The sequence below is a fragment of the Buttiauxella cochleicola genome (genome assembly GCF_021283185.1).
Lineage (GTDB): Bacteria > Pseudomonadota > Gammaproteobacteria > Enterobacterales > Enterobacteriaceae > Buttiauxella > Buttiauxella massiliensis.
Genome location: NZ_JAJSOS010000003.1, coordinates 229,547 through 253,729, shown reverse-complemented (window position 1 = coordinate 253,729; position 24,183 = coordinate 229,547). Strand labels below are relative to the sequence as shown.

Annotated in this window: 21 protein-coding genes; 11 read left to right on the top strand and 10 right to left on the bottom strand. The window is 51.8% G+C overall.

All coding sequences use genetic code 11. The features are described from left to right. Nucleotides 1-48 precede the first annotated feature (48 nt). Together lptF and lptG are read left to right on the top strand one after the other, a co-directional pair. The gene (gene lptF / locus LVQ76_RS06505; RefSeq protein WP_232921252.1) at nucleotides 49-1,152 is read left to right on the top strand and encodes an LPS export ABC transporter permease LptF; all 1,104 of its coding nucleotides are present in this window, start codon (nucleotides 49-51) and stop codon (nucleotides 1,150-1,152) included. Continuing rightward, a complete protein-coding gene (lptG, locus tag LVQ76_RS06500) occupies nucleotides 1,153-2,232 on the top strand; it encodes an LPS export ABC transporter permease LptG (RefSeq protein WP_151993027.1) in 1,080 nt (359 codons plus the stop codon). Nucleotides 2,233-2,313: 81 nt separating this feature from the next. Here lptG and LVQ76_RS06495 read toward each other — a convergent pair whose 3' ends face one another. After that, complete coding sequence (locus tag LVQ76_RS06495; protein WP_232921251.1) at nucleotides 2,314-3,816, bottom strand: helicase HerA-like C-terminal domain-containing protein; 1,503 nt, start codon at nucleotides 3,814-3,816, stop codon at nucleotides 2,314-2,316. A gap of 136 nt (nucleotides 3,817-3,952) precedes the next feature. Between LVQ76_RS06495 and LVQ76_RS06490 the strand changes: the two genes are divergently transcribed. Next, a complete protein-coding gene (locus LVQ76_RS06490) occupies nucleotides 3,953-5,590 on the top strand; it encodes a glycerone kinase (RefSeq protein WP_232921250.1) in 1,638 nt (545 codons plus the stop codon). Between the two features lie 78 nt (nucleotides 5,591-5,668). Here LVQ76_RS06490 and LVQ76_RS06485 read toward each other — a convergent pair whose 3' ends face one another. Then, nucleotides 5,669-6,169 (bottom strand): M48 metallopeptidase family protein, encoded by a 501-nt coding sequence (locus LVQ76_RS06485; protein ID WP_151993030.1) that lies wholly within the window; start codon nucleotides 6,167-6,169, stop codon nucleotides 5,669-5,671. Between the two features lie 116 nt (nucleotides 6,170-6,285). Here LVQ76_RS06485 and rlmG point away from each other — a divergent pair, with 116 nt between their 5' ends. Further along, entirely contained in the window at nucleotides 6,286-7,422 is a 1,137-nt protein-coding gene (gene rlmG, locus LVQ76_RS06480) for a 23S rRNA (guanine(1835)-N(2))-methyltransferase RlmG (RefSeq protein WP_232864670.1), read from the top strand. On the opposite strand, the gene LVQ76_RS06475 is transcribed toward rlmG, so the two are convergent. From LVQ76_RS06475 to lsrR, 3 genes are all read right to left on the bottom strand, one after another. Then, the gene (locus LVQ76_RS06475) at nucleotides 7,419-9,437 is read right to left on the bottom strand and encodes an oxidoreductase (RefSeq protein WP_232921249.1); all 2,019 of its coding nucleotides are present in this window, start codon (nucleotides 9,435-9,437) and stop codon (nucleotides 7,419-7,421) included. The two genes, rlmG and LVQ76_RS06475, sit on opposite strands and share 4 nt — an antisense overlap. Before the next feature lie 208 nt (nucleotides 9,438-9,645). Continuing rightward, nucleotides 9,646-11,226 carry an autoinducer-2 kinase gene (lsrK, locus tag LVQ76_RS06470; protein WP_232921248.1) on the bottom strand — a complete coding sequence of 527 codons (1,581 nt, stop codon included), beginning with the start codon at nucleotides 11,224-11,226 and terminating at the stop codon, nucleotides 9,646-9,648. A 29-nt stretch (nucleotides 11,227-11,255) separates the two neighbouring features. Continuing rightward, entirely contained in the window at nucleotides 11,256-12,227 is a 972-nt protein-coding gene (lsrR, locus tag LVQ76_RS06465; protein WP_064513960.1) for a transcriptional regulator LsrR, read from the bottom strand. A 231-nt stretch (nucleotides 12,228-12,458) separates the two neighbouring features. Between lsrR and lsrA the strand changes: the two genes are divergently transcribed. From lsrA to LVQ76_RS06430, 7 genes are all read left to right on the top strand, one after another. Next, the gene (lsrA, locus tag LVQ76_RS06460) at nucleotides 12,459-13,940 is read left to right on the top strand and encodes an autoinducer 2 ABC transporter ATP-binding protein LsrA (RefSeq protein WP_232921289.1); all 1,482 of its coding nucleotides are present in this window, start codon (nucleotides 12,459-12,461) and stop codon (nucleotides 13,938-13,940) included. Then, nucleotides 13,937-14,968: an autoinducer 2 ABC transporter permease LsrC gene (lsrC, locus tag LVQ76_RS06455; RefSeq protein WP_232864668.1), complete on the top strand. Its 1,032-nt coding sequence runs from the start codon at nucleotides 13,937-13,939 to the stop codon at nucleotides 14,966-14,968. The genes lsrA and lsrC overlap by 4 nt, the downstream gene beginning before the upstream one ends. After that, a complete protein-coding gene (gene lsrD / locus LVQ76_RS06450; protein ID WP_232921247.1) occupies nucleotides 14,969-15,973 on the top strand; it encodes an autoinducer 2 ABC transporter permease LsrD in 1,005 nt (334 codons plus the stop codon). 2 nt (nucleotides 15,974-15,975) lie between these two features. Then, the gene (gene lsrB, locus LVQ76_RS06445; RefSeq protein WP_232921246.1) at nucleotides 15,976-16,995 is read left to right on the top strand and encodes an autoinducer 2 ABC transporter substrate-binding protein LsrB; all 1,020 of its coding nucleotides are present in this window, start codon (nucleotides 15,976-15,978) and stop codon (nucleotides 16,993-16,995) included. Between the two features lie 10 nt (nucleotides 16,996-17,005). Beyond that, a complete protein-coding gene (gene lsrF / locus LVQ76_RS06440) occupies nucleotides 17,006-17,896 on the top strand; it encodes a 3-hydroxy-5-phosphonooxypentane-2,4-dione thiolase (protein ID WP_232921245.1) in 891 nt (296 codons plus the stop codon). Next, the gene (gene lsrG / locus LVQ76_RS06435) at nucleotides 17,893-18,183 is read left to right on the top strand and encodes a (4S)-4-hydroxy-5-phosphonooxypentane-2,3-dione isomerase (RefSeq protein ID WP_232864665.1); all 291 of its coding nucleotides are present in this window, start codon (nucleotides 17,893-17,895) and stop codon (nucleotides 18,181-18,183) included. Before lsrF ends, lsrG begins: the two co-directional genes overlap by 4 nt. A gap of 123 nt (nucleotides 18,184-18,306) precedes the next feature. Then, nucleotides 18,307-19,083, top strand: a complete 777-nt coding sequence (locus LVQ76_RS06430; protein ID WP_232864715.1) for a glycosyltransferase family 25 protein — start codon at nucleotides 18,307-18,309, stop codon at nucleotides 19,081-19,083. Nucleotides 19,084-19,109: 26 nt separating this feature from the next. On the opposite strand, the gene ygjG is transcribed toward LVQ76_RS06430, so the two are convergent. The 5 genes from ygjG to LVQ76_RS06405 form a co-directional block, all read right to left on the bottom strand. Next, the gene (ygjG, locus tag LVQ76_RS06425; protein WP_232921244.1) at nucleotides 19,110-20,504 is read right to left on the bottom strand and encodes a putrescine aminotransferase; all 1,395 of its coding nucleotides are present in this window, start codon (nucleotides 20,502-20,504) and stop codon (nucleotides 19,110-19,112) included. 252 nt (nucleotides 20,505-20,756) lie between these two features. Further along, nucleotides 20,757-21,479, bottom strand: a complete 723-nt coding sequence (locus LVQ76_RS06420; RefSeq protein ID WP_232921243.1) for an ABC transporter ATP-binding protein — start codon at nucleotides 21,477-21,479, stop codon at nucleotides 20,757-20,759. Next, a complete protein-coding gene (locus LVQ76_RS06415) occupies nucleotides 21,466-22,302 on the bottom strand; it encodes an ABC transporter ATP-binding protein (protein ID WP_232864662.1) in 837 nt (278 codons plus the stop codon). The genes LVQ76_RS06420 and LVQ76_RS06415 overlap by 14 nt, the downstream gene beginning before the upstream one ends. Beyond that, entirely contained in the window at nucleotides 22,295-23,128 is an 834-nt protein-coding gene (locus LVQ76_RS06410) for an ABC transporter permease (RefSeq protein ID WP_232921242.1), read from the bottom strand. The genes LVQ76_RS06415 and LVQ76_RS06410 overlap by 8 nt, the downstream gene beginning before the upstream one ends. Beyond that, the gene (locus tag LVQ76_RS06405) at nucleotides 23,128-24,177 is read right to left on the bottom strand and encodes an ABC transporter permease (protein WP_232904498.1); all 1,050 of its coding nucleotides are present in this window, start codon (nucleotides 24,175-24,177) and stop codon (nucleotides 23,128-23,130) included. Before LVQ76_RS06405 ends, LVQ76_RS06410 begins: the two co-directional genes overlap by 1 nt. Nucleotides 24,178-24,183: the final 6 nt, after the last annotated feature.

Genomic DNA, 24,183 nt, shown 5'->3' with positions numbered 1-24,183 from the left:
ACAAGCGATTTTCCTGCAAAAAGACTCGTTTTCACAGGCGTATTTAATGTGATTATCATAAGATATCTGGTTCGGGAGACGCTCAAAAGCCAACTTGCGATCCTCTTCATCCTGCTACTGATCTTCTTTTGTCAGAAGCTGGTCAGGATTCTCGGGGCGGCGGTTGACGGCGATATTCCGACAAACCTCGTACTTTCTTTGTTAGGACTTGGTGTGCCTGAAATGGCGCAACTCATCCTTCCACTTAGCCTTTTCCTTGCGCTGCTCATGACGCTTGGCCGACTGTATACCGAAAGTGAAATCACGGTAATGCATGCCTGCGGTTTGAGTAAAGCTGTGCTGATCAAAGCTGCAATGATCCTCGCACTCTTTACCGGTGCAATTGCAACAGTCAACGTAATGTGGCTTGGGCCGTGGTCTTCTCGTCATCAGGACGAAGTATTGGCTGAGGCCAAAGCTAACCCTGGTATGGCTGCACTTGCTCAAGGGCAATTCCAGCAAGCGACCGACGGCAACTCAGTTTTGTTCATTGAAAGCGTTGACGGCTCAAGTTTTAAAGACGTTTTCCTCGCTCAGTTGCGCCCGAAAGGAAATGCGCGTCCATCGGTAGTGGTTGCGGATTCCGGCCATTTATCTCAACGCCCTGACGGTTCGCAGGTTGTGACGCTCAATACCGGTACGCGTTTTGAAGGTACAGCATTGCTGCGCGATTTCCGTATTACTGACTTCAAGGATTATCAGGCGGTTGTAGGGCACCAGACGGTGGCGCTTGACCCTGAAGATTCCAGTCAGATGTACATGAAAGCTCTGTGGACTAACGATGCGCCAAATGCTCGCGCTGAACTGCATTGGCGTCTGACACTCATTATGGCCGTTGTCATTATGGCGTTGATGGTGGTGCCATTAAGTGTGGTGAACCCACGGCAGGGGCGCGTGCTTTCAATGCTTCCGGCGATGTTGTTATATCTGATTTTCTTCCTGCTTCAGACCTCGCTGAAATCGAATGCGGCGAAGGGGAAAATCGATCCGATGATCTGGATATGGTTGGTTAACCTGGTCTATTTTGCCATCGCGATTGTCCTCAATGTGTGGGATACGGTGCCGATGCGCCGGCTACGTGCAAGCTTTAGCAGAACACGAGGAGCGGCATAAATGTTTGGTGTTCTCGACCGATATATCGGTAAAACCATCTTCACCACCATCATGATGACGCTGTTCATGCTGGTGTCGCTGTCGGGCATTATTAAGTTTGTCGACCAGTTGAAAAAGGCCGGGCAGGGCAGCTATTCAGCAATGGGGGCAGGTGTATATACCGTCCTTAGCATTCCAAAAGATATCCAGATCTTCTTCCCGATGGCGGCACTGCTTGGTGCTCTACTTGGGTTGGGGATGCTGGCGCAGCGTAGCGAACTGGTGGTGATGCAAGCCTCTGGTTTTACGCGGATGCAAATTGCGCTGTCAGTGATGAAAACGGCTATTCCGTTGGTGTTACTGACCATGGCGATTGGTGAATGGGTTGCTCCGCAAGGCGAACAAATGGCCCGTAACTATCGTGCACAACAGATGTATGGCGGTTCTTTGCTGACAACTCAGCAAGGGTTGTGGGCTAAAGATGGCCAAAGTTTTGTCTATATCGAGCGCGTTAAAGGCGATAACGATTTGGCGGGCGTGAGTATTTATAGTTTTAACAAAGAGCGTCGTCTGCAATCTGTTCGTTATGCGGCATCGGCCCAGTACGATGTGGAACATAAGGTATGGCGTTTGTCACAGGTTGATGAGTCAAACCTGACAAATGAGAAGCAAATTACCGGTGCTCAAACCGTTAGCGGTGAGTGGAAAACCAACCTGACCCCAGACAAACTAGGTGTGGTGGCGCTGGACCCGGACGCGCTTTCTATCAGCGGCCTGCACAATTATGTGAAGTACCTGAAATCCAGTGGCCAGGACGCCGGGCGTTACCAGCTCAACATGTGGAGCAAAATCTTTGCGCCACTCTCCGTTGCGGTAATGATGCTGATGGCCCTGTCATTCATCTTTGGCCCACTGCGTAGCGTGCCAATGGGTGTGCGGGTTGTCACTGGTATCAGCTTTGGTTTCGTCTTCTACGTGCTTGACCAAATCTTTGGCCCGCTAAGTCTGGTTTACAGCATCCCGCCGATTTTGGGTGCGTTGTTACCAAGTGCGACGTTCTTCCTTATCAGTCTGTGGATGATGATGAAGCGCTCCGGCTAATAATACCCTTCATACTTCGAGTTGCAGCTGCGTTGGCTGCAACTCGAATTATTTTGGGTATAGATAGTTAACGTGTAGAAATTACCGTTTCCGCCCACCCATAATACTGCCTAAAACTCCGCGAATAATTTGGTTAGTTACCTGGCGTGCCGCACTCTTCGCCATGGTTTGCACGACGCCATCTTTCTTGCCGCCACGCGGCCCTGTAGTGCCAAACAGAATATCTTTCAGCCCGCCGAGAATACCGTCATCAACGGCTACTGATTCACCTTTAGCGGGTGGTGCATTTTGTTGCTCACCTGCCGCCTGAACACCTTGCTGTAAGTGCTCATACGCCGATTCCCTGTCGACCGTTTCATCGTATTTACCGTATAACGGTGAATGGTTCAAAAGCCCGTTGCGTTCATCGTCAGTGACCGGCCCCATGCGTGAACAAGGGGCGATAACCATGGCTCGCTCAACCACCGTCGGGCTGCCTTTTTCATCCAGCAATGAGATTAGTGCCTCGCCAGTGCCTAACTCCTGGATCGCTTTTTCGGTATCGAACTTTGGATTTGTGCGCATGGTTTGCGCGGCAGTTTTAACGGCTTTCTGATCTTTAGGCGTAAAGGCACGCAGCGCATGTTGAATGCGGTTACCGAGCTGGCCGAGCACGGTATCCGGAATATCAGATGGGTTTTGGGAAACAAAATAGACCCCAACGCCTTTGGAACGAATCAGGCGAATTACCTGCTCGATTTTGTCCAACAATACCTGTGGAGCATCATTAAACAACAGATGCGCTTCGTCGAAGAAGAACACCAGTTTTGGTTTTTCCAGGTCGCCAGCTTCAGGTAATTGCTCATAGATTTCCGAAAGCATCCACAGCAGGCTGGCGGCGTAAAGTTTCGGCATCTGATAGAGCTTTTCGGCCGATAGAATATTGATAATTCCTTTACCATTAGCATCAGTGCGCATCCAGTCTTTGATATCCAGCATCGGTTCGCCAAAGAAATATTCAGCCCCCTGTTGTTCAAGCTGCAACAGCCCACGCTGAATGGCACCCACCGATGCACTGCTGATGTTGCCATACTGATTCTGGAACGATTTTGCGTTATCGCCGATGTACTGCGTCGCCGCGCGCAGATCTTTAAAATCGAGCAGCAATAGACCCTGATCGTCGGCAATGCGGAAGATGATTTGCAGTACGCCCGCCTGTACTTCATTGAGGTTGAGCAGGCGTGAAAGTAGCAATGGGCCAAGATCGGACACCGTCGCGCGCACCGGGTGGCCTTTTTCGCCAAAAATATCCCACAAGACAACTGGATTGCTATGAGGTGACCAGTCAGTCACGCCAATTTTGGCAAGCCTTGCGAGCAGCTTTTCGGATTCAGCACCTTCTTGCGCAATACCCGTGAGGTCGCCTTTTACATCAGCCATAAATACTGGCACACCGATTTCTGAAAATGACTCGGCCAGTTTTTGCAGCGTCACGGTTTTACCAGTGCCTGTAGCCCCGGTGATTAGCCCGTGACGGTTTGCCATGTTGGGCAACAGATGCAGTTCTTGTTCGGTAGTTCTGGCAATCAGGAGCGGCGCAGTCATGGTGATTTTCCTGTGGCAACATTTCCATAAGCATAGCAAGTGGATAGGGAACGTCATCACTCAAAAATCCTGGTTTGCGGCATCTCTCGCAGCAAAGGCTATGCTTTGCATATGTATTACTTATTGTTGGGAAACTATGTCCAGATTCTTCTTTAATGACCGTCAGCAAATGGTCAACGATGCCATCGAAGGCGTCATCATCAGCTCTCGTTTTCATAACCTGGCCCGGTTAGGTACCGATCCCGCTATTCGCGTGGTGGTGCGTAAAGACTGGAACAAAAGCAAAGTAGCGATTATTTCTGGCGGTGGTTCGGGTCATGAACCCGCGCACGCAGGCTTTGTTGGTAAGGGGATGCTCACCGCAGCGGTATGTGGTGATCTGTTCGCATCACCGAGCGTGGATGCGGTATTAAACGCCATTGTGGCCGTGACCGGCGACCGTGGTTGCCTGCTTATCGTCAAAAACTATACCGGTGACCGCCTGAATTTCGGGCTGGCAGCCGAGAAAGCTAAAAAGCACGGCCTGAAAGTGGAGATGGTTATTGTTGGTGACGATATTTCGTTGCCGGATAACAAGCAGCCGCGTGGAATTGCCGGGACGGTACTGGTCCATAAAATTGCGGGCTTTGCCGCAGAGCAGGGGAAATCATTGAGTGATGTTCGAGACATCGCGCAAAGTGCCTGCGACAGTATTGCCAGCATCGGTGTCGCCATGCAAACCTGCAATCTTCCCGATCAAAACGAGGAAGAAGGGCGCATCAAAGGCGGTCACGTTGAGTTAGGGCTGGGTATTCACGGCGAACCTGGAGCAAGCACCGTTGCCAGCCAGAACAGCCAGAAAACAGTGGCTACGCTGGTAAAACATTTGCGTAAAAAAACCGGTAAAGAGGTAAGGCTTGCGGTGCTGGTCAACAACCTGGGCGGAGTTTCATCGTTAGAAATGGCCATCCTGACGAAAGAGTTGATGCATTCAGAAATGAAAGAGCAAATCGATTATTTGATTGGCCCTGCACCGCTGGTTACCGCGCTCGATATGAAAGGTTTTTCGCTCTCGGCCATTGCTCTGAATGAGACATTTATTAAAGCGCTGCAAGCGGATGTCGAAACCACAGGCTGGCACCCAATGGTAAAACTCCATGCGATGCCAATGCAAAAACACAGCGTCATTCGCGAGGGAACGCATGCAAAACCGTCGGAAAACGACACGGTTAAAGCACTGGTAGGCCACATCACGCAGACGCTTATTGAGCAGGAAAAAGTGTTGAATGCCCTGGATGCTAAAGTCGGCGATGGTGACACCGGCTCCACGTTTGCACTGGGGGCGCGAGATATCGCGCAGCTTAACGATGACGGAAAGCTGCCATTAAATGATACCGCAGCACTCCTGGAGTTAGTCGGAGAACGCCTGGCAACAGTCATGGGGGGGTCAAGCGGCGTGCTGATGTCTATTTTCTTCACGGCAGCCGGGCAAAAAGTCGCTAAAAAGAAAAAAATTGCAGATGCATTATTGTTTGGCCTTGAGCAGATGAAGCGCTACGGTGGGGCCGAGTTGGGAGATCGTACCTTAATTGATGCCTTGCAGCCTGCACTTGAAGCGCTCAAAGATAGCGACCTGAACGCTGCTGTGAAGGCTGCACAAGATGGTGCGGAGGCAACGGCGCAAATGCACAAAGCCAATGCCGGGCGCTCGTCATACGTGAACAGCGATAACCTGAAAGGGGTGAAAGATCCTGGTGCGGTGGCGATTGCGGCGGTATTTGCCGGGTTGAAGTAATTGCATCGTGATTGTGTCGGATGTCGCTGGCGCTAATCCGACCTACAATTGCATGATTTGGCAGGAGATAGATGTTGCTCAAGCCTGCCCGTTCAATGCCATCTGCGTTAACCAAAGCCGAGTATCAAACTCCAGTTGGTGATATTGCGGCTCCATATGGCAGCACAGCGAATAGAATGCTTTGTTGTGATCTTTCTCTTTCAGGTGCGCCAGTTCGTGAACCACAATCATGCGCAAAAAGGCTTCTGGCCCATTCTTAAATACCGTCGCGACACGAATCTCCGCTTTGGCTTTCAGTTTGTTCCCCTGAACGCGCGAAACCGCAGTATGCAGACCCAGCGCGTTATTCAAAACATGGATCTTGCTGTCATAGGCGACTTTATTAATCGGCGGCGCATTGCGCAGATACTGGTTCTTCAGATCTTGCGTCCACGCATATAGCGCTTTATCGGTCGTGATGTTGTGCGTATCCGGATACCGTTTTTGCAGCACCTCGCCCAGACGTTGTTCCGCAATCAATGTTCTGACCTGTGCGAGCAAATGCTCGGGATAGCCTTGAAGGTAGGTTAAATTGCTCATTAGATCTCGCTCGCTCGACGTCTTTCAAAAGGCAGTTGCGCAGTTTGAGGAAAAAAAAGGGTATACTCACGCCCCCATTCGGGGATAAGCAGAAATTTTACCATCCAGGAGGGCCGATGAGCCAATTAGACGACGGTTTCCGTTCACTGACACTAAAACGTTTTCCAGAAACGGACGACGTTAACCCACTACAGGCGTGGGAAGCTGCCGATGACTATCTTTTGCAGCAACTGGACGAAATCGAAATCAGTGGCCCGGTCCTGATTTTTAACGACACTTTCGGGGCGCTGTCTTGCGTGTTGGCTGAACACAAGCCATACAGCATCAGTGACTCATATCTTAGCGAACTGGCTATCCGTGAGAACTTGCGTGAGAACGGCATCGTTGAATCCAACGTAACGTTCCTTGATAGCACCGTTAAATACCCGGAAGCGCCAGCCGTGGTTCTGATTAAGATCCCTAAAACGCTGGCACTGCTTGAGCAACAGCTTCGTGCGTTGCGCCATGTTGTGACCCCTGAAACACGTATTATCGCGGGTGCAAAAACGCGTGATATTCACAACTCAACTATCGAGTTGTTTGAAAAGATTCTTGGGCCAACCACCACGACGCTTGCGTGGAAAAAAGCGCGTCTGATCAACACGACGTTCAATGCTCCGGTAATTAAAGAAGTACCCGAAACGCTGAACTGGAAACTGGAAGGCACGCCGTGGACGATTCATAACCACGCTAACGTCTTTTCCCGTACCGGTCTGGATATTGGTGCGCGATTCTTTATCGAAAACCTGCCGACAGGCCTTGAAGGTGAAATTGTTGATTTAGGTTGTGGTAATGGTGTGGTCGGCCTGCACCTGTTGGAGCAGAACCCGGATGCGAAAGTGGTATTTGTTGATGAATCACCGATGGCCGTGGCATCCAGCCGCAAGAACATCGAATTCAACATGCCAGAAAACCTGGAACGCTGCGAGTTCATGATTAATAACGCATTGTCCGGTGTTGAGCCATACCGTTTTAACACCATTCTGTGCAACCCACCGTTCCACCAGCAGCATGCCCTGACCGATCAGGTTGCGTGGGAAATGTTCCACCACGCCCGTCGTTGCCTGCAAAATGGCGGCGAGCTGTACATCGTTGCTAACCGCCACCTGGATTACTACCACAAACTGAAGAAGATCTTCGGTAACTGTGACACCGTGGCTACGAACAAGAAATTCGTCGTATTAAAAGCCGTGAAACTAGGCCGTCTTCGCTAAATTTCCAGCGCTAAACGGGTGCCCTGCGCGATTGCGCGCCGGGCATCCAGCTCCATCGCCACATCCGCACCACCAATCAAATGCAGCGTTTTCCCCAGTTCGCGTAACGGTTCTGCCAGTTCACGACGCGAATCCTGACCGGCACAAATAATCACGTTATCGACCGCCAGCGTCTGCGGCTCTCCACCGACCGTAATATGCAGCCCTTCATCGTCAATTCTTTCGTAAGTCACGCCCGCCACCATTTTCACGCCACGCGCTAACAGCGTTGTGCGATGGATCCAGCCTGTTGTTTTGCCCAACCCTTCGCCAGGCTTACTGGTTTTGCGTTGTAGCATCACAATCTGACGTGGGCTTTTATGCAGATGTACGCCTTCCGGGCGTAAACCGCCCGCATGTTGCAGGCTAGTATCGATACCCCATTCCACGCAAAACTCTGCGATGTTCTGGCTGGTGGATTCCCCTTCCTGGCTTAAATACATCGCGGTATCAAAGCCAATCCCGCCAGCACCGATGATTGCCACACGGTTACCCACTGGTGCTTTCTCGCGTAGCACATCGATGTAATTGAGGACTTTAGGATGCATGATGCCGTCAATAAGCGGCAGGCGTGGCTCGATGCCGCAGGCGAGAATAACCTCGTCGAACTCTTTGAGCATTGGCGCGGTGACGTACTGATTAAGGCGAACTTCAACGCCCGTCAGCCCCAGCATGCGGCGGTAATAGCGTAGCGTTTCGTAAAATTCCTCTTTGCCGGGGATCTGCTTGGCAATATTAAACTGCCCACCGATTTCTGAAGCGGCATCGAATAATGTCACTTTGTGGCCACGTGCCGCGGCGTTGATCGCAAAAGCGAGTCCTGCGGGACCGGCTCCCACCACTGCCAGGTTTTTAAGCACGGCGGCAGGTACAACAGGCATTTTTGTTTCATGGCAGGCGCGCGGGTTCACCAGGCAGGAAGTGACTTTGCCGAGGAAAATCTGATCCAGGCACGCCTGATTACAGCCGATGCAGGTATTGATCTCATCTTCACGCCCTTGCTCGGCTTTGGAAACAAACTCGGCATCGGCGAGGAATGGCCGTGCCATCGACACCATATCGGCGTCACCTTCGGCAAGGATCTTTTCGGCTGTTTGCGGATCGTTAATTCGGTTGGTTGTGACCAACGGGATCGAAACCTGACCCTTTAGTTTGCGCGTTACCCAACTGAATGCACCGCGTGGCACAGGTGTTGCAATGGTTGGAATACGCGCTTCGTGCCAGCCAATACCCGTGTTAATCAGCGTCGCGCCTGCATTTTCAATGGCTTTGGCAAGCTGAACAGCCTCTTCAAAAGTACCGCCACCTTCAACTAAATCGAGCATCGACAGGCGGTAAATAATTATGAAATTAATCCCAACTCTTTCACGAACTGCGCGTACCACTTCGATAGCAAAACGCATGCGTCGGGTGTAGTCGCCACCCCACTCGTCATCGCGCTGGTTGGTTCTTGCGGCCAGAAACTGGTTAATCAAATAGCCTTCGGAACCCATGATTTCCACGCCGTCGTATCCGGCTTGCTTCGCAAGGCTCGCGCACTGAGCAAACTCTTCAATCAGCGTGAGGATTTCATCATGGGTCAATGCATGAGGCTTAAAGCGGTTAATCGGAGCCTGAATAGCGGAAGGGGCGACCGGGTTTGGCTGGTAGCTATAGCGCCCAGTATGCAGGATTTGCAGGGCAATTTTCCCGCCTTCACGGTGCACGGCGTCCGTCACGACCTGGTGATGAGCAAGTTGACTTTCATTGTTGAGCACAGCGCCGCTTTCCACGCCAACACCTGAAGGGGAAGGGGCAATGCCGCCAGTCACAATCAATGCCACACCGTGGCGCGCACGCTCGGCATAAAAGGCGGCTAAACGCTCGGCGCCATTCGGATGTTCTTCAAGTCCGGTATGCATCGAACCCATCAGCACACGGTTTTTAAGCTGGGTGAAACCCAGATCTAGCGGGGCAAACAGCGACGGATAGCTCATATTCTCTTCCTGAAAGGTCATTATTATTATGTGGTCGGATGAGTTAGTAATTTAGCGGGATGTAGCGTAAATGTGGGAAAGTTGTCTGATGATTGTGACGTGATTCAAAGAACGATGAGGTTTTCCGCAAGGGCAGAGGATTTAAATCTTCCCCCTGGAAAAGATACTTTCTTCTTATTCCAGAGGGCATAGCTAACTGACCTTTCCGTCAAAGAGAAGGGCGCATCACCAGACCTGGAGCCTGCCACATCGAAGTGGTTAAACCGCTATCCACCAGCGTGAGCTGGTCGGCATACACCTTCGTCCATTTACGTTTCATCTCGTCATATAGCTCACGGTGCGCCCGATTTGGCGTGAATTCGCGTTGCCATTGCACCAGGCGCTCACCCGCTTCAGCAAGGTCGTTAAACAACCCAGCACCGACACCCGCAGCAATAGCACAACCGAGTGCCGTCGCCTCTTTAACGACGGGCACACGCACTGGTAACCCTGTTACATCACTCAGGATCTGGCTCCACAACGCGCCTTTAGAACCCCCGCCTGCAAATACCAATGATTCAAACTGGATGCCGGAAAAACCGGAAATCTGCTCAAGATTGCACGCAGAGACAATCGCAGCATTCTCTTCTAATGCCCGGAATAGTGTCGCTTTATTGCATTTTTCGGGGTCGATTGAGAGGTTAATAAATGACGGTGCTGCGTGATACCACTGTTTGAAATGCATGGCGTCGGAGAAAATCGGCATCACGCCGTGAGAGCCCGCAGGAACTCGCGCAGCCATATCTTCGAGTAGGGCGTAAGTGTCTACGCCAAGCCTTTCTGCCAGCAGTTTTTCTTCAGCGCAGAAAGCATCCCGGAACCAACGCATCGTCAGGCCGGTGAAGAAGCTGATGGATTCCGCCTGCACCATGTTGCTGATGACATGCGGGTTAATGCGGATATTCATCTCTGGATCGGTTTTGATAGCAGGCAGATTCACTACCTGCTGCCAGAACGTACCGCCTAAAACTGCCGCCTGTCCGGCGCGGACTACGCCAAGACCGACACAACCTAGCTGCACATCGCCACCCCCCATAACCACCGGAGTGCCAACCAGTAAACCGCTCTGCTGTGACGCTTCTTGCGTTACTCCACCAAGTACCGTACCGGCTTCTTTAACTGGCGAGAGAATATCTGCCCGCAATCCAGCCATATCCATCAGTGCCGGTTGCCAGTCACGAGTCGCCAGATCGAGCATTCCTGTTGTACCCGCATTAGAAGGATCAACCGCCAGCTCGCCGCTGAGTTTTGCTGCCAGCCAGTCGCTGATCATGGTCACGGTCGCGGCCTGGCGATAAATATCCGGACGGTGATGCGCAAGCCACAACAGGCGCGGCATCGCGCTTAGCGCCAGCGTTTGACCAGAAACATGATAAACCTCGGATTCAAACTGGAAATCGTGGATCTCTTTAAGTTCGCTGACTTCACGGCTGGCGCGGGCATCAACGTTGGCACATGCCCAGATAGGATCGCCGTTACGATCGTAGAGCACGATCCCTTCGCGCATTGAACAGCAGGAAACTGCACTGATAGCACCAGGTGGAAGATGTGCTTTTTGGAGAGCTTCACGAATGCACTGGCAGGCAAGCTGCCAGTTGGTTGAGAGATCAAACTCCATCGATCCGGGGACATCGGTGATGCTTAGATGTTTCCATTCAGCCTGGCCGACGGCAATCTGGTGGCCTGAAGTATCAAAGATGACGGCGCGAATACTGCCCGTCCCGGCGTCTAATGCCAACAAGTAACTCATTGATTATCCCCGCAAGCTAAGGCGAGAGGTTAATCAGCCAAAGCTAACACCGCCCGCGCAGTCTCTTCTTCCGTCACCAGGCCGTTTATTCGCAGGCCTCGAAGTGCGGCATAAATAGCGTCCGCTTTGTCCACGCCTCCCGCGACACCCACAATGGTTGGGAGATGCGCCAGGTCGTCGAGCGTTACGCCAAGCAGTTCGCGGTGAATTTCCAGAGCTTCCACCAGTTCGCCATCCGCTTGCAGGAAATAGCCAAGAATATCGCCCACAGCACCTTTGCGGGCGTACATCAGTTGTTCTCCCTCGCTGATATAACCGGAACGTAAGATAGTCGCATCGCGCTTCTGGTTGATAGCGCCGATACCCACTACTGCGACATCCGCGGCCGTGGCGGCGAGAATGACATCCCGCACGCTCGACTCCATGCGTAAAATCTCTGCCACTTGGGGCGATGAAACCCGCAGTGGTGCCGGAATCATGCTAACGCTACATGCCGCATCCAATTGGCCGATGCCGGTCATGTACGGCCCAACACCGCCGGAAAGTGTCACCAGACGAATCTGTTGCGAGCTAATAAAACCACTCAAATGTTGGAGGCAATTCATCGTTGCCTCACCAAATCCCACCGCCAGCAACTGCCCTGGTTCCAGAATCCCCATCAGTGATTGCGCTGCGCCAATGCCTAACCGCGTGTTCATCGGTGGGGTGTTATGCGCGGGAAGGACACGCGCAATTTTGAGACCGAATCGCTGCTGCAACTGAGTTTCCAGTGCCAGGCATCCTTCAAAACGCGAGTTAATCTGTACGCGAATCACCCCAGATTGACGCCCTTTCTCCAGCAGGCGTGAAATCTTTAAACGTGGCAGCCCTAGCCGCTCACCAATGTCATTCTGTGTCAGGCCGTCGTGGTAGTAAGACCAGGCCACGCGTGCCAATAGCTCTTCTTCGGCCATTGGGAGTGCTGCTAGTTTCCCTTCTTCTGCTGCTCGTTTATCGCTCATAAGTGAACTCTTATTAAAATTTAGATCATATGTTCGAAGGTGCGGGGTAAGAAAATGTGAGGCACACGGCAAAAAGATCATTTTCAGATGCAAATGGTTTAGCTGATCTATTTAAAAATTTTGTGATCTCTGCCCTGTTGTAAAAATTACCCGGCGTCTACGCTTTTGAACATTATTAATTCAATTTCTCTTTTGTTCAATTGTGGAGTGACGATGCCAAACACCACCGCAATGCTTGAAGCACAACAGATAAGCAAACAGTTTTCTGGTGTGAGCGTGCTCAAAGCTATTGATTTTGCTCTGTATGCAGGGCAGGTCCACGCATTGCTGGGCGGTAATGGGGCAGGGAAATCCACACTGATGAAGATTTTTGCCGGTGTGGAAGCCCCAGATAGCGGTGAACTGAAGGTACAAGGCAAAGCATTTGGGCGGCTCAAACCAGGTCAGGCGCATGAGTTAGGCATTTACCTTGTGCCGCAGGAACCGATGCTGTTCCCCAATCTGACGGTGCGCGAGAACATCCTTTTTCGGCTGCCGCGGCTAAACGATATGGAAAAGCGCCTGCAAGAGAAAATGCAGCAGCTTGAATGTCAGATCCCACTTAGCGCTACAGCCAGCACGCTGGAAGTGGCCGATCAACAGATGGTCGAGATCCTGCGTGGTTTAATGCGTGAGGCGAAGATCCTGATCCTGGACGAGCCTACCGCGTCCCTTACACCTGGCGAAACCGAACGGCTATTTCGTCAGATCCGCGCTTTGCAAAGTCTTGGAGTGGGCATTGTATTTATCTCCCACAAATTGCCGGAAATTCGCCAGCTTGCCAGCCATATCTCAGTGATGCGTGACGGTGCCGTAGTGTTACAAGGTGAAACTGCGCAGCTTCTTGATGAGCAGCTGATCAACGCCATGACACCGAACGATCGCCAACACGCGTTAAGCGATACACAAAAATTGTGGCTGGCATTGCCGGGAAATCGTCGCACCGAACCACAGGATTTTCCGGTACTGCGCGTAGAGGAGCTGACCGGTGAGGGATTTATCGATCTTAGTTTTGAACTGTATGCAGGTGAGATCGTAGGCCTTGCTGGACTGGTGGGCTCCGGGCGTACTGAACTGGCAGAAACGCTCTATGGTTTACGCCCGGTTCGCGGTGGGCATATTTATTTAGAAAATCGTGAAATCAGCGGAGATCGTACCAAATCACGGCTAGATCGTGGACTGATTTACTTGCCAGAGGATCGTCAGGTTTCCGGGCTATTCCTTGATGCGCCGATCCGCTGGAACACAGTGGTGCTGAATGAGTCGGGCCTGTGGCAACAAAGCAGGCGCGAGTCCGCGATAGTGGAACGTTACCACCGGGCGCTAGGGATCAAACTCAACGATGCCGGGCAGACGGTGCGCACGCTTTCCGGTGGCAACCAGCAAAAAGTCCTGCTGGCGCGCTGCCTTGAAGCCAATCCGCTGCTGCTCATCATTGATGAGCCAACGCGCGGTGTGGATGTGGCGGCGCGAGCGGATATCTATCAGCTGATCAAAAGTGTGGCGGCGCAAAATGTTGCGGTGCTGATGATCTCATCCGATCTTGATGAATTCAGCGGGCTTGCGGATCGCGTGCTGGTGATGCACCAGGGTGCCATGAATGGTGAGCTACGTAAGCCAGCAATCACTGTGGATCGCATGATGAGTATGGCGTTTGGCGGAGGTAAAGCATGAAAACATTGCTGCGCAACCGTGAACTCAGCGCGCTGCTGGCGATAGTTGCCCTATTTGGCGTGTTGGTCGGACTCAATCACAGTTACTTCAGCTTGCAAACGCTAAGCATGATATTCACCAGCGCTCAGATCCTGATCCTACTGGCGGTAGGGGCTTCGATGGTGATGCTGACGCGCAATATCGACGTCTCCGTGGGGTCTACTGTAGGGCTGTGTGCAATTGCTGTCGGCGTGGCGCTTAACAGCGGCTTCAGCTTGCCGGTATCGATGCTTTTTGCCTTGTTGATTGGCGCGGTGGCGGGTTTCTTTAATGGGATTTTAGTCGTCTGGCTGCGCATTCCCGCGATTGTAGCAACGCTTGGTACGCTCGGGCTTTATCGCGGCGGTATGTTGTTATGGACAGGAGGCAAATGGATTGAAGGACTGCCCCCTAATCTGAAATCGCTCTCCGAACCCGTCGCTTTGGGGATTTCCCCGCTTGGTTTTACGGTTCTTGCTTTAGTGGCTATCGCTGCCTGGGTATTTGCACGAACCGCTTTCGGGCGTGATTTTTACGCTGTTGGCGACAACCTGGCCGCTGCTCGCCAGCTTGGTGTTTCGGTAAACCGCACCCGTCTTATGGCATTCACTTTCAATGGCATGCTGGCGGCTATCGCCGGGATTATCTTCGCTTCGCAAATTGGCTTTGTACCTAATCAAACCGGCAGCGGGCTGGAGATGAAAGCTATCGCAGCTTGTGTGCTGGGCGGTATCTCTCTGCTTGGTGGTACTGGAACGGTCATTGGTGCATTTCTCGGCGCATTTTTCCTCACGCAAATCGACACTGTTCTGGTGCTCTTCAAACTCCCTGCCTGGTGGAATGACTTTATTGCAGGTCTGGTTTTACTCGGCGTACTAGTGCTTGATGGGCGGTTACGCCAGGCACTGGCGCGCCATCAGCGGGCGCAAAAATACAGCCGTTTTGTACCGCCATTACCGGGGGCTAAAAACGTGCGGCCTTTTCCGCGCAAGAAGAAGGATGTAGCGTAAATGAGCAAGCTGAAACTTAACTGGGAAGTGGCGCTATTGCTGATTCTGGTGGCAGAAATTCTGCTGTTCGGTGCAATTAACCCACGCATGTTAGACATCAATATGCTGCTGTTTAGCACCAGCGATTTTATCTGCATCGGCATAGTGGCGCTGCCGCTGACGCTTGTGATCATCAGCGGTGGCATTGATATTTCGCTGGGTTCAACGATTGGCCTGTGCGCTATTGCGCTGGGGGTGATGTTGCAGGCGGGTTTGCCAATATCTGTAGCCATAATTTTGACCCTGGCAGTCGGCCTGCTGTGCGGATTGTTTAATGCGGCATTGATTCACTACACCGGCATCAGCCCGCTGGTTATCACGCTCGGCACGCTTTATCTGTTCGGCGGAGCGGCATTGCTGCTTTCCGGTATGGCGGGTGCGACGGGTTATGAAGGTATTGGTGGCTTTCCGGATGCATTTACCAACTTTGCCAACCTCACTCTTTTCGGCCTGCCCATTCCGCTGGTGATGTTTGCCGTTATCACGTTGATTTTCTGGCTACTGACCCACCGCGCCCGCTTTGGTCGCCATATCTTTCTAATTGGCCAAAACCCGCGTGCGGCGCGTTATGCGGCACTGCCGGTGAACGGCTCACTGTATGGCGTCTACGGCATGGTGGGGTTGGCGTCGGCTATTGCGGCGATTGTGCTGGTTTCGTATTTCGGCTCGGCGCGTTCTGATTTAGGGCGCGATTTGTTAATGCCTGCTTTAACGGCGGCTGTGTTGGGTGGGGCGAATATTTATGGCGGTTCCGGTTCGATTTTGGGAACAGCACTGGCGGCTCTGTTGGTGGGGTATTTGCAACAAGGTTTACAGATGGCTGGCGTGCCTAATCAGGTATCGAGTGCGTTGTCCGGTGCGCTGTTGATTGTGGTGGTCATTGGTCGTTCGGTGAGTTTGCACCGCGAATATCTACAAGCGGCGTGGCGTCGTTTGCGCGGTAACAGAAAACTAACGGGAGTGTGATTATGAAGCAGACAACAAAACGCGTCCTGCAACTCAGTGCATGGGCATTAGCTTTTGGTGTGGTTAGTGTGCAAGCCGCCGACAGGATTGCCTTTATTCCAAAACTGGTTGGCGTGGGCTTCTTTACCAGCGGTGGCAATGGCGCGATGCAGACGGGCAAAGATCTCGGTGTTCCAGTGACTTACGATGGGCCAACTGAACCAAGCGTCTCCGGCCAGGTGCAGCTTATCAACAACTTCGTCAATCAGGGTTATAACGCGATTATTGTCTCAGCGGTTTCGCCTGATGGGCTGTGCCCTGCGCTTAAACGCGCCATGCAGCGCGGGGTAAAAGTGCTGACCTGGGACTCTGATACTAAACCTGAATGCCGCAGTATTTACATCAACCAGGGAACGCCGCAACAGCTCGGTGGCATGCTGGTGGATATGGCGGCCAAACAAGTTACTAAACCTGCGGCCAAAGTTGCATTCTTCTACTCGAGCCCAACGGTGACGGATCAAAACCAATGGGTGAAAGAGGCAAAAGCGAAGATTACGAAGGATCATCCAGAATGGGAAATCGTCACCACACAGTTTGGCTATAACGATGCCACCAAATCTCTGCAAACTGCCGAAGGGATCTTAAAAGCGTACCCGGATCTGGATGCGATCATTGCGCCCGATGCTAACGCATTGCCTGCTGCCGCACAGGCTGCTGAAAACCTGAAACGCACCAATGTTGCGATTGTCGGTTTCAGCACGCCAAACGTCATGCGCCCGTATGTTGAACGCGGAACGGTGAAAGCCTTTGGCCTGTGGGACGTAGTGCAACAGGGTGAAATTGCGGTGAACGTCGCAAATACGTTGCTGAAAAAGGGCGATCTTAACGTTGGTGACACTGTTGATGTGGCTAAAATTGGCAGCCTGAAAGTCGAGCCGAATAGCGTACAGGGCTATCAGTATGAAGCGAAAGGCAACGGTATTGTGCTGCTGCCGGAGCGCGTAGTGTTCACCAAAGAGAACATCGGTAAATACGACTTCTGAGGAGGGAAAAATGGCAGATCTTGATGATATCCGCGAAGGCAAAGATTACGGCATTGGCCGTCCTCAGGAGAACAAAGCGTTTTACCTGAAGGGCAGCGGGGCGCTGGACTGGGGAATGCAGTCGCGCCTGGCGCGAATCTTTAACCCTGATTCCGGGCGCACCGTGATGCTGGCCTTCGACCACGGTTATTTCCAGGGGCCGACGACGGGCCTTGAGCGCATTGATTTGTCGATTGCGCCGCTATTCCCGGAAACGGACGTGCTGATGTGTACGCGCGGTATTTTACGCAGCGTGGTTCCGCCAGCTACCAACAAACCGGTGGTGTTGCGGGCCTCGGGCGGGAATTCAATTCTCAGCGAATTGTCGCGTGAAAGTGTGGCTGTGACGATGGAGGACGCGTTGCGCCTCAACGCCTGTGCGGTGGCGGCGCAGATTTATATCGGCAGTGAATACGAGCATCAGTCGATCAACAACATCATCAAGCTGGTGGACGAAGGCACACGCTATGGCATTCCAACTCTCGCTGTAACCGGTGTGGGTAAGGAGATGGCGCGTGATGCGCGTTATTTCTCGCTTGCCAGCCGAATCGCTGCAGAAATTGGGGCGCAGTTTGTGAAAACCTATTTTGTCGAAGAGGGTTTCGAGAAGGTTGCTGCCAGTTGCCCGGTGCCAATTGTTATCGCCGGGGGTAAAAAATTGCCGGAACAAGAGGCGCTGGATATGTGTTTCCGGGCCATCGATCAGGGCGCATCGGGCGTGGATATGGGGCGTAATATCTTCCAGTCAGACGCGCCGCTCGCCATGCTAAAAGCGGTGAAAAAGGTGGTGCATGAGAATGTCTCCGCCCGTGAGGCGTATCAGTTCTGGCTTGATGAGAAGCATCAGGGAGGCAAAGCATGAACGTGACGCTGGTGGAAATTAATATCAAACCGGAGCGCGTGGACGAGTTTATGGACGTGTTCCGCGCCAATCATGAAGGCTCAATCAAAGAGCCGGGGAATCTGCGTTTTGATGTGTTGCAGGACCCTGATATTGCTACGCGGTTCTTTATTTATGAGGCCTACCAGGACGATGAAGCCGTGCTGGCGCATAAGCAAACGCCGCATTACTTAGCGTGTGTTGATAAGCTTGAAGAGATGATGTCAGAACCGCGTAAGAAGCGGAGTTTTGTGGGGTTATTGCCTTAGGGTTTGATACAACTGAGGTAAGTTTAGAGAGATTTTTGTCGATACGTCTTTATAATGATGCGCATACTTTGATGGCACCTTTTGCCGGGTGCAATTTTATATTTATCAGGGATGATTACCGTGATGAAGATTTTTATCGTAAACCTTGAAGGCTCTGTTGAAAGAAGACAATCCATCTCTTTACAGTGCGAGAAATTAGGCCTTCCTTTTGAAATATTTAATGCTGTAGACGGCAGGAAATTTTCTCAAGAAGAACTCGCAGCCGTGACTCAAAAGGACTGCTATGCAGTTAAGCCAGGTGAGGTAGGTTGCGCTCTCAGTCATATTTATATTTATCGTAAAATGATTGATGAAGGAATAAAAACAGCGCTGATTTTAGAAGATGATGCATTGCTATCAGACATAGTTAAAACGTTAGTAGAGGTTGACCCATTAGCTAACTATAACGATGAACCGAAAGTATTGTTATTGAGTAAAACAAATAGAATTATAGATAAAAAAATTCTGGATATTAATCATCAATATGCAATTTATCCTGTTTACCATGCAACCACCACTCATGCTTATATGATTAATCTTGAGGCCGCTCGTAACCTGGAAAAATTACTTTTCCCTGTATGGATGGTTGCAGATAAGTGGCAGCTTTTCGAAGACTATTCAGCGATTAAGACGTTAGCAGTTTATCCTGAGCCAGTAACTTTAGCTGAACATGCGCAACAATCTGTTATTCTTGAAGATGGTATTGATGAGAACCATATAAAGAAAAAGAAAGAAATATGGTTAAAGATTATGGCCAACAGACCATTCAAAGTAAAAGTTAGAAATCGTCTGCGTCGTATGTTCACACCCTTATTTTACAAAATAATTAACGTGAAAAAATTGAGAGCGCAAGAGCAATAGTTCCATAGGAACTATTGCTCTAGTTGCTAATCAGCTATTCCTGCCATTTCACGCTTTGTTACACGTAATCCCTGCAAAGCCTTCCTCGCACAGCCCAACACATGTTCACACTGCTCAATCGTGATAGTCAGTGGAGGCTCAACACGAATGGTTTTCGAATTGTTGAGCGTTCCGGCGACCAGCACCTGCTGGCGGAACATTTCGCTGGCAAAGTTATAGCCAATTTCGTTGTCGCTAAACTCGATGGCAATCAACAAACCTTGCCCGCGGGCATCAACCACCAGTTCCGGAAACTCGCGTTTCAGAGCCTGGAAGCCATCCACCAACAGTTGTCCTTTCTGTTGCGCTTGTGCCGGTAGATTCTGCTCAAGCAGCACATGAATGGTTGCAAGTGCAGCCGCGCAGGCCAGCGGGTTGCCGCCAAATGTTGTGGTGTGCAGGAAAGGATTATCAAACAGCACAGAAAATACTTCTTCTGTCGCAACGGTGGCACCAATCGGCATTACGCCACCGCCGAGTGCTTTGGCGAGGCATAAAATATCAGGCTGCACGTTCTCATGTTCACAGGCGAACATTTTGCCCGTACGTCCCATACCGGTTTGCACTTCATCAAAAATCAGTAGTGCGCCAAATTCGTCACATAATTTACGAACCGCCGGTAAATAACCTGCTGGTGGGATAATCACGCCGCCTTCACCTTGAATAGGTTCAAGGATTACGGCCGCGACATCATCGCCGGTTTTACGGCATTCGCTTAACATAGTACGCATCGCGTCTATATTGCCGAACGGAACATGCCTGAAACCCGGAAGTAACGGCATAAACGGTTTACGGAAAGCCGATTTTGCTGTTGCTGACAACGCCCCGAGAGATTTGCCATGAAATGCGCCACTGGCTGCGATAAAGGTAAATTTCCCGCGTGGAGATTGATAGGCCTTGGCGAGTTTAATCGCGGCTTCAACCGATTCTGTACCGCTGTTGCTAAAGAAGCTGTATTTGAGTTTACCCGGAGTGAGGGTCGCGAGTGTTTTGGCAAGCATCGCCCGTAAAGGGTCGAGCAGCTCCTGACTGTGCAGGGGTTGTTTTTCTAGCTGATGCTGTACGGCGGATACCACTGTTGGATTACGGTGCCCCACGTTAAAAATGCCGAACCCACCCAGACAATCTAAATATTCCTTACCCTGGGTGTCGACAAGCGTATTTAAACTACTCGCTTGCCACTCTACGGCTCCGTAATCCCCGCCGGCGGTCACTGATTTGCGATACTCAAGAAAACCCGGATTCACATGCTGTTGGAAGTTTTCGATAACCTCTCGGTTTAGCGCTTTCATCTCCTCATGGGTGAGTGTCTTCTTTTCGATGATGTTCAAAGCGTGCGCTGTGCAGGCAAGAGCCGAAGCGCTAGTCGGTAACCTGTTCAAAATGTGCTCCTGGGAATGGCGTATCACGCGATACACATAACAAGTATTGCAGGGAATACGCCACTTCGCTTCCCCTAACAAAAATCAGGATAAACGATCTGGGGGATTTGGGATTGCGTAATAATTAATCACAAAGGGTCACGTTTTGCGGCTAAATATGCTGGTCAGAGGCGAGTTTGCTATGTGATATCTGGTTTTATTGCACCATAACCATGCGTCATGCTGCTTATTGGTGCGTTTACAGGTTGCCGCTTACGCGGCATCCATGCGGTGCTCACCTCGCACCAGAGCGGCGCGGTCAAACTCATGTTTAATGATGCCGCCTGCCATATATGCTGCGCGGTCCGACATATGCGCAATCACATCGGCATCATGGCTAACGAGCAGATAGGTCATGCCGAACTGTTGTTTGAGGCGATTTAACAGATTGAGAATTTCGGCCTGCACCGACATATCGAGTGCCGAAGTGGGTTCATCAAGCAGCAGAATTTTAGGCCGCAACAGCAGCGCTCGGGCAATGGCCACGCGTTGGCGCTGCCCGCCGGAAAGCTGGTGCGGATAGCGCTTCATTGCATCCGTTGGTAGCCCTACCTGTAGGAGCGCCTCTTCCACGCGATCGGCTATTTGCACTTCCCCATGAATCGTTAGCGGCTCAGCAAGCGTGCGGTAAATGTTGTGATTAGGATGCAAAGAGGCATACGGGTCCTGAAACACCATTTGCACGTTGCGGCGCAAATCACCCTGAAAACGCACGCCGGGTTTAATTACCCCATCCAGCAGTTTTACGCCACCTTGCCACTCGCGTTGTAAACCCGCGAGGACGCGCAAAATAGTAGATTTCCCACACCCTGATGCGCCAATTAAACTGAATGTTTCCCCTGAATTAATAGCGAAACTGGCATCGCGAACGGCGGTTTTGGTCTGGCCTTTCGCGCTAAATTGCACGCATAGATTACTGACTTCAACGATCGCCATGATGTTCTCCCTGTAAATTCTGGCTGCGGTCTAAAGTCGGTAGCATCATGCCGTAAGTTGCAGCGTTAGGGCGGCATGTCCAGAGCGTACGGGTATAAGGATGTGTTGCTGTGGCAAGCTGACTGGCTGCCATCTCATCCACTTTTTGTCCCTGATACATCACCAGTACACGTTGGCAATGCTGTGCAACAAGCGGCAGATCGTGGCTTATCAGCAACATTGCCATCTGGCGCTGCTCGCACTGTTCAACCAGCAGTTCCAGAATCTGGTTGCGCAGACGAGCATCCAGCGCAGAAGTCGGTTCGTCGGCGATCAACACTTTTGGATTGTTGACCAGAGCGATTGCGATCATCACGCGTTGCCCCATGCCGCCGGAGAGTTCTGCCGGGTAGCGTGACAGCACATTTTCCTGTAACCCAACAGCGCCGATCACTTCATGGATCCGCTCACGGCGCTGTGAACCAGATAGCTTTTGATGCAAGCGCAGTGCTTCATCAATTTGCTGTGCAACGCTTTTCACCGGGTTGAGTGCGTAGCGCGGGTCTTGTAAAACCATCGCGATATCATTACCACGCAGGCGTTGCCAGTCACGGTTACGCATACTGAGCAGATCGTTATCTAATACTTTGAGCTGAGTTGCGCTTACCTTGCCCGGTTTACGCACCAGACCCATTAACGCTCTGGCGGTCATCGATTTACCCGATCCCGATTCGCCTACCAATGCCAGTCGTTCGTTACCTAGCGTGAATGAGAGATTATTCACGACCCGAGCGCCCGGATAATCAATGTTTAATCCACTGACTTCAATACGATTCTCAGTCATTTCCAGGCTCCAGCACGTCGCGTAATCCATCACCCAGTAAGTTAAACGCCAGGCTGCTAATCAAAATGGCGGTACCTGGAATTGCGGCAATCCACCACTGATCGAAAATAACCTGCATACCGTCAGCGATCATCGACCCCCATTCTGCCATTGGCGGTCTGGCTCCCAGGCCTAAGAAACCTAACCCGGCTGCGGCTAGAATAATCCCGGCTAAGTCGAGCGCCAGGCGCACAATCGCCGAAGGTAAACACAGCGGCAGAATGTGACCTGCTAAAAGGCGCGTTCCACGAATTCCCATCATTTCTGCGGCGGCGAGATAGTCGCTATGGCGCAGACGCTGAATTTCGCTCCGGGCCTGACGTGCATAGGCAGGCCAGGTGGTGAGTGCCAGCGCCAGAGCGCCATTCACAAGGCTTGGGCCAAGCATTGCCACAAAAGCAAAGGCCAGAATCAGGCGTGGCATCGACATAACGACGTCGGTAAAACGCATTAACACACGCTCCAGCCAACCGCCGTAATAGCCCGAAAGAATACCGATCAGCAGCCCAACGGGGAGCGTTATCACTGTGACCAGCAACACCAGGCCAAGAGCAGGGCGTGAGCCATAAATCAGACGTGAGAGCAGGTCGCGACCATAGCTATCGGTGCCCAACCAGTGCTGAGCATTGGGTGCCTGCAGACGTGCTGCGGCATCCTGCCAGTTCGGATCAAACGGTGCGAGTAGCGGAGCGAAGATGGCAATCAGCACTAGCAGGGTAATGATGATTAACCCGCACAGTGCCGCCGGTGAGCGCAATGTGCGGCGTAAAAAGAGATAAGACGGCATTAGCGCACCCTCGGATCGGTGACACGCACCAGCACGTCAGTCAGATTGTTGATAATGACAAACGACACGCCAATCAACAGTGTGCCGCCCATAATCGCTGTGGTGTCGCCCGCAAATAGAGCGGTGGTGAGATAGCGCCCAATACCCGGCCAGGAAAAGACCGTTTCAGTCAGTACCGCACCTTCAAGCATGCTGGTGTACGCCAGCGCAATAACCGTAAACAATGTGCCGCGAATATTGGGCAGCACATGGCGCACCAGAATCGCCATCTCCCCGGCGCCTTTGGCGCGTGCCAGCGTGATGTACTCTTTGTTCATTTCGCTCAGACAAGCGGTACGTGTGAGGCGGGTAATACTGGCCAGCGAATAATAGGCAAGTAGTAACACGGGTAACGTGAGGTGATTGATAGCATTCAGGAAGGCATCACGATCGCCAGATAGCCAGGTATCGACCAACACAAAGCCTGTTTTGGCCTCCACGCTGTACTGATAAATATCGTCCAGACGCCCCGGCCCGGCACTCCATTGAAGCCGTGCATAGAAAAACGCCAGCATCAGTAGACCCAACCAGAAGATAGGGACTGAATTGCCAAGCAGTGTGAACGTGCGCACTGCTAAATCCCATGGTGAGCCGGCAAATCGAGCACAAAGCACACCAAAAATAACGCCCATAACGCTGCCAATAATCAGCGCGAGGGTCGCAAGTTCAAGTGTTGCCGGGAAGGCGGCGAGTAAATCGTGTAATACAGGCTGCCCAGTGGCGCTGGCGGTGCCTAAATCTCCATGAGCAAGACTGGTCAGGTAATGCCAGAACTGAACGGGAAGGGGCTGGTCCAGACCAAGCTGGTGGCGCACCTGATCGTAAGTGGCCTGGCTTGCATGATCGCCAACGATTTGCAGTACACGATCCACTGGAGAAAGTGCCGACAGGGCAAAAGTGATAAGCAGTAAACCGATAATCGTTAGCGCCAGGGTAAACAGCCCCTGGAGCAGCGTCAACAATGAGCGGCTTAAGCGACTCGAGGCTGAAAGGGTGGAGATGTCTGACATGCGGAA